This window comes from Bacillus weihaiensis (assembly GCF_001889165.1).
Taxonomy (GTDB): Bacteria; Bacillota; Bacilli; order Bacillales; family Bacillaceae; genus Metabacillus; species Metabacillus weihaiensis.
Genome location: NZ_CP016020.1, coordinates 2494933 through 2509730 on the forward strand (window position 1 = coordinate 2494933; position 14798 = coordinate 2509730).

Here is a 14798-nt window from a genome sequence, read left to right on the forward strand (position 1 = left end):
ATTTATCCCACCATTCCCATTAAGTATACTACTGTAAAGATAAATACCCAAACTACGTCAATAAAATGCCAATATAAACTAGCTAAATAGTATTTAGGCGCATTGTATAAGCTTAAGCCACGTTTAGCATTACGAACAATTAAAGTTGTGATCCAAAGAAGACCAAATGCAACGTGAAGACCATGTGTTCCAACTAACGTATAGAAAGCCGATCCTAATGCACTACTTGTAATTGTAAACTCAAATTCATGAACATAATGGTTAAATTCATAAATCTCAAGCAGGAGGAATGCAAAACCTAAAAGAACAGTGATAATCAACCATAGCTGCATTTTACCAAAATTAAAGTTCTTCATGTGATACATTGCATATACACTTGTTAAACTTGATGTTAAAAGTAGCATTGTTGCTACAAACACTAGTGGAATTTCAAATAAATCCTGTGTTGAAGCTCCTCCAGCAGTTGATTCACGTAATGCTAAAAATGTTGCGAAGAGACTAGCGAAAAGTACGGTCTCTCCACCTAAGAATAACCAAAAGCCTGTAAACTTATTTTTACCTTCGAGGGTAGCTCTTTCAGGCGAAGCAGGAAAATTTTCTGCCGTTAATTTTTCCTCAACATTTGCCATTATGCTTTCCCTCCTTTATCTTCATTCATTAAATCTTCTTTATGAATATGATATCCATGATCATCAATAATAGATCGTAGGAACATTGCAGCCAACGTAATAATAAAACCAACAAAGATTGCTGCTAATCCCCAGCTATAGTCTTCACGATACATCAAACCAAATGATACAACGAATAATCCAAATGACATGATGAAAGGTAAGATTGAACCATTAGGCATATGAATGTCACCAAGAGGCTCAGCAGGTGTCATCTCTTTGTTACCCTCCATTTTTTCAATCCATAAAGCATCTAATCCACGAACAAGTGGCGTTTGTTTAAAGTTATATTCAGGTGGTGGAGATGGAATTGCCCACTCAAGTGTACGACCATCACCCCAAGGATCCATGCCAACCTTCTTACCTTTAATAGCTGTTAAAACAATATTATAAAGTAAGATAATCGTAGCAGCGGCCATTAAAAACGCACCGACTGTACTAATAGCATTTCCTACATTCAATCCTTGACCTGGCAGGAAAGTGAATACACGACGAGGCATACCCATTAACCCTAAGAAATGCTGGATAAAGAAAGTTAGGTGGAATCCAATAAAGAATAGGATAAATGTAACGATATTTAACTTTTCATTAAGCATTTTACCAAACATTGTTGGCCACCAATAAATTGCTCCAGCAAATAATGAAAATACTACTCCACCAACAATAACATAGTGGAAGTGAGCGACAACAAAGTAAGTGTCATGGTACTGATAGTCAGCTGCTGCAGCCGCAAGCATAACACCTGTTACCCCACCCATTACGAAAGTTGGAATGAAAGCAACAGACCAGATCATTGGAGAAGTAAATCGAATAGATCCTCCCCAAATCGTAAATAGCCAGTTAAAGATCTTAATTCCTGTAGGTACAGCAATAGCCATAGTTGCTACAGCAAAAATAGCGTTTGCAATTGGACCTAAGCCAGTCGTAAACATGTGGTGAGCCCACACCATGAAGCCTAAGAATCCAATTAAAACGGTAGCAAATACCATTGAAGAATATCCGAATAAGCGTTTTCTAGCGAACACCGGAAGAATATCCGAGAAAATACCAAATGCTGGTAAAATTAAGATGTATACTTCAGGATGTCCGAAGATCCAGAATAAATGCTCCCATATTACAGTGTTACCACCTAGAGCTGGGTTAAAAAATGCTGTATCAAACAAGCGGTCAAACATTAGTAGCGCTAATCCTACAGTTAATGCAGGGAATGCAAATAAGATAAGTGCAGATGCTACAAATGTCGTCCAAGTAAACAGTGGCATACGCATATACGTCATACCAGGGGCACGCATATTAATAATAGTTACAAGGAAGTTTATCCCGGCTATAAGTGTACCAATACCGGACACCTGTAAACCTAGTAAATAAAAATCTACACCATGTCCAGGTGAATGTAATGCTAAGGAAGCATATGAAGTCCAACCCGCGTCAGGTGCTCCGTCTAAAAACCAACTTAAGTTTAGGAAGATTCCTCCAAAGAAGAATAACCAAAAACCTAAAGAGTTTAAAAACGGAAATGCTACGTCACGTGCACCAATTTGTAAAGGTACAACTGCATTCATTAATGCAAATAATAATGGCATTGCTGCCAGAAATATCATAGTCGTTCCATGCATTGTTAGTATTTCGTTATAAAGGCCTGCACTAACAAAGTCATTATCTGGAACGGCCAGCTGAATACGTATCAGCATCGCTTCTAATCCACCAACAAGGAAGAAGAAGCCACCGGATATCAGGTAAAGGATCGCAATCTTTTTATGGTCAACAGTTGTTAAGTAGTCCCATATTGTTGCACCGATCCCCTTTTTCTGAGTTAACGTGCTCACAGTGTTACCTCCCTTTTCATTTTGCTAATTAATTACTTGAAACTTTAAGTCCCATTAAGTATTCAGTTAGAGCGTCAAGCTCTTCATCAGACAATGTATCATATGTGTTTGTCATCTTATTGCCTGGTTTATACGTCTCTGGATCCTTTAACCAATTACGAACATTTTCAGCGTTATGATCAAGGATACCTGCTACTCGAGCACGCTCACCAAATGTAGCTAGGTTTGGTGCTGTTCTAGCTGCTGCAGGACGCTCATCTGTTGGAGAAATTGCGTGACACGCAATACAGCCTTTTTCTTCAAATAATTGTTCACCTTGTACAGCTAAATCAGTTGAAGCAACAGCTTCAGCCGTTTCCATGTCAGAGATCCATTGGTCAAATTCGTCTCTTGTAATGGCTTTTACTTTAAAGTCCATTAAACCATGTGAAGGTCCGCAAAGCTCAGCACATTTCCCATAGAAATATTCGCCCGCTTGATCCGCTCTCTCAGAATCAAATGTTAACCACATTTGATTTACATTTTCTGTATTTGTATCCATCTTACCACCAGCAGATGGAATCCAGAATGAGTGCTTTACATCAGAAGCGATTAAATTAAAGTATACTCTTTCATCAGTCGGCACGATTAAATCTTGACTTGTTACTACTCCATAGTCAGGATATTCAAATTCCCACCAATAAAGATTTGCTCTTACGTTAACTACAATTGCATCTTCTGGTTTACGGTTTTCATCATCAATTGCGTCTACTTCTGCAAGCTTAAAAGTCGCAGAAACAACAGGTACTGTTAAAACAATTAATAATAAGATAGGAATTACAGTCCAAATGATTTCTAGCTTATGATTCCCTTCTACTTGAACAGGAATGTTGTTTTCTTCTCCTTCACGTCTTCTGAACTTCACAATAACGTAAATGAAGATTACTGTTACGACTGCAATGACTACAACCATAATGAGCGTACTTAGGACCATTAAGTCGTACTGCATATCCGCTACTTCACCAGCAGGCTTAAGTGTGGAAAGAAACGGTTCACCACAGCCGGCTAAGACGAGCGTCAGCATTGCAAATAATGAAAACAGACGCCATTTTGTCAGCCATTTTCTCATAGCTAAATCAAACCCCTCTTTCAATAATTTAAAATTCCCCTTGAAAAATAAAGGAAACCTGTTTATAAATAAATTCTTTATAAGAAAGAATTTCGAGATTAAACAATGGTAAAAAGTACCATTGATACAAAGAGAATTGTTAAATAGTTAATGGAATAAACAAACATTTTTGTTGCCCATTTCAATTCTTTCTCTTTATTTTTAAAGTCTTTAATTCCAATAACAAACCAACCGATATTTAAGATGGTTGCCAAGATGAGGAATCCTGTACCTAATTCATATAAGTAGAACGGTAGCGGTAGTAGACATGCAATCCAAACCATAATTTGTCTTTTTGTCACCGCAAAACCATGAACTACCGGTAACATAGGAATGTTTGCCGCACGGTATTCCTCCGTTCTTCTCATAGCTAAAGCCAGGAAATGAGGAGGCTGCCAGATAAACATGATTAAGAATAAAACCCATGCTTGAACACTTAATGTTGAATCAACTGCAGCCCAACCAATTAATGGCGGTACAGCTCCAGAGATACTACCAATCACAGTATTAATAGTATAAAGTCGTTTAGACCACATCGTATAAAGAAACACATATGTTACCACACCAACTAATGAAATAATGGTTGCCGTTAGTGTTGTCATTAACATAAAACAAAAGCCTAGAGTTAGAAGGAAAATACCTATCCACAATGCTTGAATTGGATTCATTTTCCCCGTAACAGTTGGTCTATCCTTTGTTCTTTCCATTAAATGATCGATGTCTCGATCGTAGAAATTATTAATAGCACATGAACCTGCTATAACTAATGAAGAACCAATCATAGTAAATAATACAACATCAATATTTCCTAGAAAACCCTTTCCTGAAAAATAAAGGGCAAGCCAAATGCCTGTAAATGTCGTAATGGCATTTGAGTTTACAATACCAACTTTAATTAATGCTAAGAATTCTTTCCAAATCGTTGTTTCTCGTATATCGCTAGAAGCTTGGTTCAATGAAGCTTCATCGAAAGTCTTAGTATTAGCCAAACTACGTACCTCCTTAACGCTCTTTTTTCAAAAAATTAAACTTTAAAAATATCAGTTAACTAAATTTAGTAGACATTTTTAAACAATTTTCGAAAATAAACTTTATACTTTACTATATTGCATCCTTGCCTTTTATGAAGGCGGTTGCAATACATATCATTTCCATATAATATCATACTAGAAAAACGCTCATTACAAAACGGTCTACTTGTTATTAAAACATAATTACCTTATTCTTTGTGAACATTTTATGAAGTATTTATGTCGAAATTGTGAAGTTGGATCTTTCCTTCTATATTATGACGTTTCTATTTTATCATAAAATAGGAACACATACTTAGGAAAAAAAAGTAATTCACTAACTAGTTTGCTGAAAGCTATTAGTTTAGTCTTAAATTGCAGAGTTTAGACACTTATAAATACAAATGTACTGAATGAATACTTTCTTACTACCTTTTCATTTAGTTTAACTAGTAGTGAGATCAATCCATCTAGGCTTTCTAATATCTAATAACTTTGTGAACATTTAGTCTTAGTTATTGTCTTTTCGTTCGACATTGTGTACGATCGATTAGTATGACTTATGAACTTATTATTTTACAACATAAGTAGGTGAACATTTTGCAACGTGCTCTAAAGTGGTTTGCTGTTTTTACAACAATCATCATGTTACTCGTCTTAATTGGTGGTGCTTTAGTTACAAAAACCGAGTCTGGTGCAGGGTGTGGGGATTCATGGCCTTTATGTCATGGAGAAATTATACCAAGTGAAATCACATTTGAGCTTGTCATTGAATTAAGCCATCGTCTTGTAAGCGGTCTTGCTGGACTTGCTGTTTTGGTTCTTTCAGTATGGGCATGGAGAACAATAGGTCATATTAGAGAAACTAAGTTTTTAAGTATATTGTCCTTTTTCTTCTTAGTCCTCCAAGCATTGATTGGTGCAGCAGCAGTAAAATGGGGACAATCCGATGCCGTTCTAGCTCTACATTTTGGTATTTCTCTTATTTCATTTGCATCTGTATTATTATTAACACTATTGATATTTGAGGTAGATAAGAAATTTGATGCCAGGTCTCTTCTTATTAGCAAAGAGATGAAATTTCATATGGTTGGTATTATCCTATACTCTTATGTAGTCGTTTACACAGGTGCTTATGTAAGACATAAAGGAGCGAGTCTAGCGTGTCCTGAGTGGCCTATATGTAGTGGTCGCGCTAACGGACTTCCCACAACTTTACATGAATGGATACAAATGGGACATCGATTCGCTGCAGGACTAATCTTTCTTTGGATTACATATGCGGCTTGGCGTGCTATTAGATCCTATAAACATCAGCGTGTTGTTTACTGGGGCTGGATTATAGCCTTCTGTTTAGTATCATTCCAAGTGACAACAGGAGCGTTAGTTGTTCTAACTGGTTTGAATTTATTTGTCTCATTGGCACACGCCTTAATTATTTCATGTCTTTTCGGTCTTTTAAGCTACTTTTTATTATTAGTTAGCCGTAGTAACGCACAAGCTGATGTGTTCTCTTCAAAGAACTCATCAATTCCGAAAAAAGAGGAAACGTTATAATAAACGTTCCCTCTTTTTTATTTCACTTCATTTCCCCTACCTCTTCAAACATCCTTATTGCCTTCTTACGTTGCTCCTTATGGTCTACTGTCGGATAAGGATAATCCTTTCCAATAATGCAACCCTTACTTGTTTGTTCCATCTCATTCATCTTCCACGGTTCATGAATATACTTCGTTTCGACATTTTTTAATTCATTCATAAAATTTCTAATATATTTTCCTTCTGGATCAAATTTCTTAGATTGTGTAATAGGATTAAAAACTCTAAAATAAGGGACGGCATCGGTGCCAACTGATGCACACCATTGCCAGCTGCCAATATTAATACATTCATCATAGTCTATCAGCTTTTTTGAAAAATACTCCGCTCCTAAACGCCAATCAATTAAATAATCTTTCACTAAGAAAGATGCCGTAATCATACGCAAACGATTATGCATCCAACCAGTTGAATTTAATTGTCTCATTCCTGCGTCAACAATAGGGTATCCTGTTTTCCCTTCACACCAAGTACGAAATTTATCTACATCATGATTCCACTTAATAGAACGATACTTTGACATTAACTCTTCTGTTTTCATTGAAGGGACATTTGCATAGATCATATGATAAAAATCTCTCCATGCTAATTCTTTTAAAAATGTCTCTCTCTCATCTTCAATAAGAGACGGAGTGTTTATTACATGTTGAAAGATCATTCTTGCAGAAATATTTCCTACTCTAAGAAATTGGGACATTCGGCTTGTACCTTTTACGTATGGTAAATTACGTAAAGTTGAATACCGTCCTACATTGTCTTTCATAAATAACTCTAGTTGATCTATTGCTTTTCTTTGTCCAACAAGTTCAAAATCTTGGCGGCATGATGTCAAAATCTCATTTAGTTTCAAAAATTCCTCTTCTTGAGAGTGTTCATGATGATAAAGGAGTTTGATCATTTCGTCTTTATCTAGTAGAAGAGGCTTAGGCTTTTGCTGATTTCTCCATACTTTATAATAAGGTGTAAATACTTTATATAAAGTCCCATCTTTCTTAAGAACATCCTCTTTCCCATGAATATACGCATCTTGGAATCCATAACTATTCACATTTCTATTACGAAATAGATTACAAATCCTTTGATCTCTTCCTAATCCATATCCTACATCATCCTCGTTAAAAAAAATGGTCGTCAGAGTAGGATAGCGAGTTATCACTTGTGAAACAAATTCTTCTTCATTACCATATATAAGATGGATGATAATTCCATCTTTCATAAGCTGATAAACGAAATCATGTAAAGCTACAAAGAAATATTGATCACTTAAATCTATACTTGTACTTATAAACCTTGTATTCACATGAAAAAGAAAGACTAGTTTACGATCTCCCTTTTTACACCATTTCATTGCTTCAAATAAAGCTGTATGATCCTGCAGTCGAAAATCTCTCCGAAACCAAACCGCACCCAGTTCCATTTTCTCACCTCTCTGTCTATTTTAGTCAGATTAACTAGAATGGGATAATTTTAATGTGCTGTAGGAAGCTAGTTCTTTGTTTGACTTCGAAGAGTAAGTCAATTGTCGCTAATCAGAATGTAGGATCTCTATATGTACTTCTCCAGTTTGAATGTTTTCTCCATTATCGAAGTAGAGCCGCTCCTTTTTTTGTGATTGGAGCTTGCACAGTTGTCTCCATTGCCATAGCTTCTGTCATGCTAAGATGACCCTTTTTTTCTTTTTCACCATGACCAACTAAGACTTTGAGTACAGTTCCCGGTACTATAGCACCAATATGCTTTTTGTTCACTTTGTCTGCTTTTAGTTTTGTTTGTAAATATAATGTCGATTGCATGTTAATTAAGATTGTATAATAGCCGAATAAACTATAAAAAACGATTTTCTTGTCATGTCCTCTTCAAGAAACCTTGCTTGTTTAATTAAAATAGGACCATCTTAGCAAGGTTTCACCAAATAAAAGTTGAAATTCTATGTTGAATTCAGGTTGAGTATGTTAAATTTAGTAAAAAGTATAACAAAATCATTCAATTGAGGTGAGATATGAATAATCGTTGGAATGAGATCATTTATAAAATATGGTCTCCTATATATGATTCTTTTTTTAACACGGGACGTTTCCTAAACGCTCGGAAAGAAATATTTAGTAAAATCGAATTTGAAAGAACGCAAAAAATACTATTCGTTGGCATAGGTACCGGAGCAGATTTGGAATTAATCCAACATAAAGAATTAGATATTACAGCCATTGATTACTCATTTGAAATGCTCAATAAAGCAAAAACTAAATTTAAAGAAACACCTATACATTTTTTAAGAATGGACGCTCAGGATATGAGTTTCCAAGATCATCAATTTGATATTATTATAGGAAGTCTTATCTTATCAGTTGTACCGGATCCAGTTAAATGTCTTGAAGAGATGATTCGAGTGTTGAAGCCAAATGGGAGCCTTATCATTTTTGATAAATTCATCCCTAAAAATACTGAACTTTCTCTATGTAAAAAGGGAATGAGACCCCTCATCAAATTATTAGGAACTGATATAGGCATTTCCTTTGAAACATTATATGAAAAGCATATCAATACAATAATCGTTCAAGAAGATACCGACATAATGTTTAATGGAATGTATAGGAAAATTATACTAACAAAAAGGACTATTCATCCTGGTTAATAAATCAATTCAACTCTCTCCCTTTCAGTGCAAGTCAGCTCAAAAGCACAAGTTCCTTCTCGAGCAACAAGAGCAATAGAATAAATGCGGTCCATTACCTTCATTCTACATTGACTTATAACCTAAAGAGGCTGAACGTAGGAGCTGGATATCATATCGCTTAGCCAATAGCGATGCATTTAAGTGTGTTCAATGCATCAATGCTCTTTTTTCTATTTACTTGAAGTCTTTTAACTTCATAACCCTTTTATTAAACGTACGACTAACGTAATAAAGGAGAAAACGAATGAAAAGAAAATCCTTAGTCTTATCGCTCCTCTTAATCGTTGGTGTAGGGTGTTCAGAGAAGTCGTCTAATCGCTCTACAGCAGATTGGGCTTTTGCTTTCGTTGTTTGGGATGGCTTTATTTATCGAGTAACGGATATATATTTAAACGAAATAAAGGAGGAAATTGGAGTAATTACTCACTTTAATGACTTGGAAGGTACGTACACTGGAAATTTTTCGAATGAATACCAAAAAGGCACCAAACTTTTTTCTATTAAGGGAATAGGCATAGACGAAGCAATAGCAATTAAAGTTGAAAACGGTAAGTATAGACAGGCAAATCGAGAAAGTAAGTATGGAGAAAAATAGAGACTATGTCTTCTATTAAAGTCTTTCGGTACTTACACTTATCATTCCACCTACAAAAGAAGCCCTCCTATTAGATTACATCTCGTTAGGAAGGCTTCTTTTATCTCATAGAACTACTTTGTTGTTGTGGAATTGACTTCACTTGTTTAGTCGTGCTTGATGCTACTGAACTACCTGGTTTTTTATACGTTTCTCTGTAATTAGTAAACATGGATACATTTACTAATAACCCCATTGAAATTAAAAGCAATAAGATCGACGAGCCCCCATAGCTTATAAAAGGAAGCGGAACACCTGTTATTGGAATTAAACCCGTTAACCCACCTAAATTAATCATTGCTTGAATAGCAATCATACTAGATATACCAATGGCTAAAAGTGTTCCAAACGGATCCTGACATTTTCTGGCGATTGCAAACCCCTTTAATACTACAAAAGTAAGAAGGACTAGAACAAACATCACTCCAAATAATCCAAGCTCCTCAGCTATAATCGCCATGATAAAATCTGTATGGGATTCTGGTAAGTAACCATATTTCTGTACGCTTTGACCCAACCCTACTCCCTGTAAACCACCAGAACCAATGGCATAAAATGAATTAACCAGTTGATATCCTGCTGCTGATGCATGTTCAAACGGATCTGAAAATCCAACAAATCGGTCTACTCTTTTCTCTGTTATAAATTTCTCTGAATTTAATAAGATAAAAGGACTTATGAGAAGAATAGCCGCTACAAATATCCCAATCAGCTTGGCAATACTTTTCATACCCATACCAGAGCATAAAATCATACAGATCGCGATCATGCCAATGATAAAGGCTGTCCCAAGATCTGGCTGGATAATAACAAAACCACATATAATAAACGTGAAAATTAATGGAGGTAGTACACCTGTTGTAAATGAATTAATATATGACTGTTTTTTGTCATATACTGCAGCCAAGTAAATGATTACACTTAGTTTTACAAATTCTCCTGGCTGCAAGCTTAATCCACCTATTTTTATCCAGCTATTCGCATTACCTGCTACGTGACCAATAAAAAATAAAGATCCTAATATAGCGATGGAACCTAATACGATTAACTTAAGTAATTTACTATTTAAGAAAGCACGGTAGGGGAAAATCATCATGGCGATGAACGCAATGCTACCGCCAATTAAAGCTAGTTTCTGTCTTTGAAAGAAATGATCTGGTTCATACCCATAACGAGATACAGCAGTAATCATGCTTGAACTATAGACCATGACTAAGCCAAATGAACACAACAAAATAACTGCTAAAATAAGCGCATAATCATATGACTTTAAGATTTTTTTAATCATTAAGTATCTCTTCCCTTGTTAATTAACATCTTGTACATCTAGTTGTGCTTTTATTTTACTATATCTTCGACTTAATGAAACAAAAATCCTTCATTCAGAAGAATAAATCTAAGGTGATCATTTCTAAATTGTTCGAATTCCCTTATTCACACATTTTCAAACTAAGCAAAGACTATGATAAAGAGTTGCTACATCAAATGTAAAAAACTCAAACCTCGAGAGTTTGAGTTTTATATCATTTCTTTATTTGCTTGTAAAAGCATCATGTAAAGCAGATAATTCTCGCTCAAGTGAATCAAGTAATGTTTTCCCTTCACGTTCCTCAACTAAGCCAAGCCTTACAGCAAAGTCTATTTCTCTAGATAAACCAAACATTTGCGTATCTAAAACCTCTTCATAAAGAGGACATTGAGGCATCGTCAAATTATCCATTTGAACTTTAATTAATTTCATGATTTTATCAGCATCTGCTTTTAGTAACGCAAGTGCTTTTTCTTGGTGATTAACAGCAATCTCAGACGCCAATTTAATCCCTCCGTTTCCGAGCGATTACCCTATTCTATGTATTAATAGTAAAGCCATTTCATGAAAAAAGCAAGGACAAACCGTCTAATCAAATATATTTCATCCTAAACTGATGAAAATTCACCTATAGTTCAATACCATAATAATCTAATGATAACACGACTAACATTTAGAACACTCTTTGATTCCACTCCATTGAATAAATATTATTTGTTCCCGTTTGTAATCGACACCAGATATGACAGCACCCGTGACAAATTCTCTATTAAGATTTATACTAGCCTAGTAAGGGGTGTGAGTTATGGAGTCAATAATTATGGTAACAGGGAAGATTAAATATCAGATTACTTTAGATCCAGGAGTTTGGATTTTCGATGACAGAAAGGTCGATTTGACGAGTTATTTTGATCAAGAGGTTGAGAAGGAAGATGAGCTTGAGGAATATACCAAAGCTGTTTCTAAGCACTGGGAGCGTGAAATACGTGAAGGAGCTATTTACCCTCCTACCTTAAAGACAGAACGTACATACGAAAGACAAAGGATATTAAATGGCACATTCGGTATTCCGTTAAGACCATTTCTTGAAAATGCAGAAATGAGCGAGGATGCTCAAGCTGTTAAATTTATCTCTAAAGATTCAGTAGAAACATTACCAATAAGTGAAGCATTGGAAGTTATTGTCGGATTCAGTTTAAACGGTAAACCTTTAAAAGAAGATGGACCAATACATGTGTATTATGGTAATGGGTCGAATGTTCTGAATCCAATTAAACACATTACAAAAATTGAGATTGTATAATTGAACAAGCGCCGAAAAGTTTTGGTTATCCAAGGATCAAATTAGCTGTTGATTCTCGAGGAACCAAGTACTGGAGCTAGACACCAAAACCATCTACAAAGAATCTTTTAGCCATTCTATCTTTTAATATGGTTGTTTTCCCAATCTTTTATTACTTCTTAATAGGCTGTAGTCTTTGTTGATACAGGATGGGAGTAAACGTAGGGAGATAAAGTTCAGTTATTCCTAAGATGAGCGGTGAGCTTTTGTTGGGCACCTCGCACCTTTCGCAAAGGTCCATTTTTTATAAACAATAAGTTTTCATAATAAGAAGGCTAACAATCAACCAGAATCGTTAGCCTTCTTTTTTGATTACAACTTTATGTTTCTCTCCAAAATGTTAAAAAACAACTTACAACAAATCTGCTGCTAATTGAGCTAACCCTGATCTCTCTCCCTTTACTAGTCGTACATGGCCAGCAATTGGTTGATCCTTAAATTTCTCAACCACATATGTAAGCCCATTATTATACTCGTCTAGATATGGATGATCTATTTGCTCAGGATCACCCATTAACACAATTTTACTCTTCTCTCCAACACGAGTAAGAATCGTTTTCACTTCATGTTTTGTGAGATTTTGCGCTTCATCGATGATAATGATTTGTTCTGGAATACTTCTCCCTCTTATATAAGTGAGTGCTTCTACCTCAATAGAACCCATTCCAGCTAAAATCGCATCTAATTCACCAGGCTTTTTTGTATTGAATAAATACTCAAGATTATCATAAATCGGCTGCATCCACGGGCGTAGCTTTTCTTCCTTTTCACCTGGTAAAAACCCTAAATCCTTACCCACAGGTACAATTGGTCTTGCTACTAATAATTTTTTGTACGAGCCCAAATCCTCAGTTTGCATTAATCCAGCTGCTAGAGCCAATAAGGTCTTACCCGTACCAGCTTTACCTATTAACGTCACTAAAGGCAAGTCCGTTCTTAGAAGAAGTTCTAATGCCATGGTTTGTTGGACATTTCTTGGTCTTATTCCCCAGATGTGCTCATGGTCAAAGACGAGTCTTTGTATTTTCTTCCCTACTTGATCGACTTTCCCAACGGCAGAAGCAGATCCACCTAAAGCATCCTTCATTACAACAAATTGATTCGGATAAAAAGGATGGTTTGTGATCTCCGAAAGAATCAATTCATTTTTTTCATAAAATCGATTTAAATTTTCACTACTAATATAAAGATCAAGAAAACCAGAGTATATATGATCAATTTCTACCACACGATCACTTAGAAAATCCTCTGCTATTAAGCCGATGGCATCCGCTTTCACTCGAACAAGAGTATCTTTACTAACTAAAATAACGGTACTACCATCCTCTTTCGTTTCTTCTTCTAGAGATAAGTTCTTTGCTACAGCTAAAATACGATTATCATTTGTTTTTTCAATAAATATTTCTTGAAGCTGATGGAACGAACGATGATTTAACTCAATTCTTAGTGAACCACCATTTGGTAAAGGTATCTTCTCATGTAATTTACCTGTTTCACGTAATTGGTCAATTAATTTTGATACTTGTCTAGCATTACGCCCTATTTCATCCATATACCTTTTTTTTGAATCCACCTCTTCTAATACAACTGCTGGAATCACGACTTCATTGTCTTCAAAAGAAAAAATTGAATTTGGATCTTGCAACAATACATTTGTGTCTAAAACGTAAATCTTCCTCAAGCCTCCGCCTCCTACTCCGTGCTATTTTTTTATGGAGTCTTACAATTAGGTGCTTAATAAAGTCAAGCTGTGAATGAAGCGTTGCTAAAATATATGAAAGAATGAATAAAGATAGAAGGTTTATTAGACAATAAAATTAAAAAGCAAGAATTTTTTTCTAAAAACCTTTCTCTTTTTCCTTTCATCTCTTGTGACTTTAAATTTAAAAAGGAGTGATTTTATGCGTTTCATCCTACCTATTTTATTGTTGATTTCCCTTACCCTTACAGGATGTTCAACAGACCAAGGTACACCAAATACAGATAATTCAAGTGACAACGGTACTCCTATAAATGTTAAGAATAGTCTGCAAGAAAATGTTGATCGAAAAACTGGACAAGAAATTTCTAAACATTTAGTTGAGCTTGCAAACGAAGTACCAGATGTTAATGATGCAACAGCAGTAGTACTAGGTCAATTCGCAGTAGTTGGAATTGATGTTAATGCAAATTTAGATCGTAATAAGGTAGAATCCATAAAATATACGGTAGCCGAAAGCCTCATGCATGACCCTTATGGAGCACGAGCTATTGTTCTTGCAGACGCAGATACGAATACAAGACTAAAACAAATGGGTAAAGAAATTGAAGAAGGACGTCCTATAATCGGTATTCTTGACGAGCTAGCTGCAATCGTTGGACGAGTTATACCTGAGCTTCCAAACGAAATTTTAGATAACCAACAAACACAACCCACAGAACAAGGTGATGACCAACTAAATAAAGAAGAAGAGAAAATGTTAGAAAAAGAACAACACGATCAGTCTAACAACAATATGGATAGATAAGTTTTACTTTTAAAGATCAGTCAATAGACTTTTTGAACGTTTTCTTTATTTCCCACTTAATGCTTAGTAGAATGGCTCTTTT

At 35.4% G+C, this 14798-nt stretch carries 14 protein-coding genes; 5 read left to right on the forward strand and 9 right to left on the reverse strand.

All coding sequences use genetic code 11. From position 1 onward, the window contains the following. Nucleotides 1-2 precede the first annotated feature (2 nt). The 4 genes from ctaE to cyoE form a co-directional block, all read right to left on the reverse strand. Complete coding sequence (ctaE, locus tag A9C19_RS12040) at nucleotides 3-629, reverse strand: cytochrome c oxidase subunit III (RefSeq protein WP_072580174.1); 627 nt, start codon at nucleotides 627-629, stop codon at nucleotides 3-5. After that, nucleotides 629-2494, reverse strand: a complete 1866-nt coding sequence (gene ctaD, locus A9C19_RS12045; protein WP_072580175.1) for a cytochrome c oxidase subunit I — start codon at nucleotides 2492-2494, stop codon at nucleotides 629-631. The genes ctaE and ctaD overlap by 1 nt, the downstream gene beginning before the upstream one ends. A gap of 28 nt (nucleotides 2495-2522) precedes the next feature. Continuing rightward, nucleotides 2523-3602, reverse strand: coding sequence for a cytochrome c oxidase subunit II (gene coxB / locus A9C19_RS12050; RefSeq protein ID WP_072581864.1), 1080 nt, complete (start codon nucleotides 3600-3602; stop codon nucleotides 2523-2525). Nucleotides 3603-3700: 98 nt separating this feature from the next. Then, a complete protein-coding gene (gene cyoE, locus A9C19_RS12055) occupies nucleotides 3701-4630 on the reverse strand; it encodes a heme o synthase (RefSeq protein WP_072580176.1) in 930 nt (309 codons plus the stop codon). Between the two features lie 621 nt (nucleotides 4631-5251). Here cyoE and A9C19_RS12060 point away from each other — a divergent pair. Further along, on the forward strand, nucleotides 5252-6208 hold the full coding sequence (locus A9C19_RS12060) for a COX15/CtaA family protein (protein ID WP_072580177.1): 957 nt from the start codon (nucleotides 5252-5254) through the stop codon (nucleotides 6206-6208). A gap of 22 nt (nucleotides 6209-6230) precedes the next feature. Here A9C19_RS12060 and A9C19_RS12065 read toward each other — a convergent pair whose 3' ends face one another. Both A9C19_RS12065 and A9C19_RS21350 read right to left on the reverse strand, forming a co-directional pair. Beyond that, complete coding sequence (locus A9C19_RS12065; RefSeq protein ID WP_072580178.1) at nucleotides 6231-7667, reverse strand: cryptochrome/photolyase family protein; 1437 nt, start codon at nucleotides 7665-7667, stop codon at nucleotides 6231-6233. Nucleotides 7668-7830: 163 nt separating this feature from the next. Beyond that, nucleotides 7831-7998 carry a hypothetical protein gene (locus tag A9C19_RS21350; RefSeq protein ID WP_199445781.1) on the reverse strand — a complete coding sequence of 56 codons (168 nt, stop codon included), beginning with the start codon at nucleotides 7996-7998 and terminating at the stop codon, nucleotides 7831-7833. A 251-nt stretch (nucleotides 7999-8249) separates the two neighbouring features. On the opposite strand from A9C19_RS21350, the gene A9C19_RS12070 reads away from it, so the two are divergent. Further along, nucleotides 8250-8882 (forward strand): class I SAM-dependent methyltransferase, encoded by a 633-nt coding sequence (locus A9C19_RS12070; protein ID WP_072580179.1) that lies wholly within the window; start codon nucleotides 8250-8252, stop codon nucleotides 8880-8882. Nucleotides 8883-9168: 286 nt separating this feature from the next. Further along, entirely contained in the window at nucleotides 9169-9519 is a 351-nt protein-coding gene (locus tag A9C19_RS12075) for a hypothetical protein (RefSeq protein WP_072580180.1), read from the forward strand. Nucleotides 9520-9619: 100 nt separating this feature from the next. On the opposite strand, the gene A9C19_RS12080 is transcribed toward A9C19_RS12075, so the two are convergent. Together A9C19_RS12080 and A9C19_RS12085 are read right to left on the reverse strand one after the other, a co-directional pair. Continuing rightward, nucleotides 9620-10846, reverse strand: coding sequence for an FtsW/RodA/SpoVE family cell cycle protein (locus A9C19_RS12080; RefSeq protein WP_072580181.1), 1227 nt, complete (start codon nucleotides 10844-10846; stop codon nucleotides 9620-9622). Between the two features lie 243 nt (nucleotides 10847-11089). Beyond that, nucleotides 11090-11371, reverse strand: coding sequence for an Fpa/YlaN family protein (locus A9C19_RS12085; RefSeq protein ID WP_072580182.1), 282 nt, complete (start codon nucleotides 11369-11371; stop codon nucleotides 11090-11092). A gap of 301 nt (nucleotides 11372-11672) precedes the next feature. Here A9C19_RS12085 and A9C19_RS12090 point away from each other — a divergent pair, with 301 nt between their 5' ends. Further along, nucleotides 11673-12170, forward strand: a complete 498-nt coding sequence (locus A9C19_RS12090; RefSeq protein ID WP_072580183.1) for a molybdopterin-dependent oxidoreductase — start codon at nucleotides 11673-11675, stop codon at nucleotides 12168-12170. Between the two features lie 391 nt (nucleotides 12171-12561). Here the strand turns inward: A9C19_RS12090 and A9C19_RS12095 are convergent, their stop codons facing one another. Next, nucleotides 12562-13890 carry a PhoH family protein gene (locus A9C19_RS12095; protein ID WP_072580184.1) on the reverse strand — a complete coding sequence of 443 codons (1329 nt, stop codon included), beginning with the start codon at nucleotides 13888-13890 and terminating at the stop codon, nucleotides 12562-12564. Nucleotides 13891-14110: 220 nt separating this feature from the next. On the opposite strand from A9C19_RS12095, the gene A9C19_RS12100 reads away from it, so the two are divergent. Further along, a complete protein-coding gene (locus A9C19_RS12100) occupies nucleotides 14111-14716 on the forward strand; it encodes a YhcN/YlaJ family sporulation lipoprotein (RefSeq protein ID WP_072580185.1) in 606 nt (201 codons plus the stop codon). The last annotated feature ends 82 nt before the right edge of the window (nucleotides 14717-14798 follow it).

Bases quoted from the DNA above. Each gene is read 5' to 3' on its own strand.
- ctaE (WP_072580174.1), bottom strand. From the start codon at position 629: ATGGCAAATGTTGAGGAAAAATTAACGGCAGAAAATTTTCCTGCTTCG.
- A9C19_RS12065 (WP_072580178.1), bottom strand. From the start codon at position 7,667: ATGGAACTGGGTGCGGTTTGGTTTCGGAGAGATTTTCGACTGCAGGAT.
- A9C19_RS12100 (WP_072580185.1), top strand. From the start codon at position 14,111: ATGCGTTTCATCCTACCTATTTTATTGTTGATTTCCCTTACCCTTACA.
- A9C19_RS12090 (WP_072580183.1), top strand. From the start codon at position 11,673: ATGGAGTCAATAATTATGGTAACAGGGAAGATTAAATATCAGATTACT.
- A9C19_RS12075 (WP_072580180.1), top strand. From the start codon at position 9,169: ATGAAAAGAAAATCCTTAGTCTTATCGCTCCTCTTAATCGTTGGTGTA.
- A9C19_RS12080 (WP_072580181.1), bottom strand. From the start codon at position 10,846: ATGATTAAAAAAATCTTAAAGTCATATGATTATGCGCTTATTTTAGCA.
- A9C19_RS12070 (WP_072580179.1), top strand. From the start codon at position 8,250: ATGAATAATCGTTGGAATGAGATCATTTATAAAATATGGTCTCCTATA.
- coxB (WP_072581864.1), bottom strand. From the start codon at position 3,602: ATGAGAAAATGGCTGACAAAATGGCGTCTGTTTTCATTATTTGCAATG.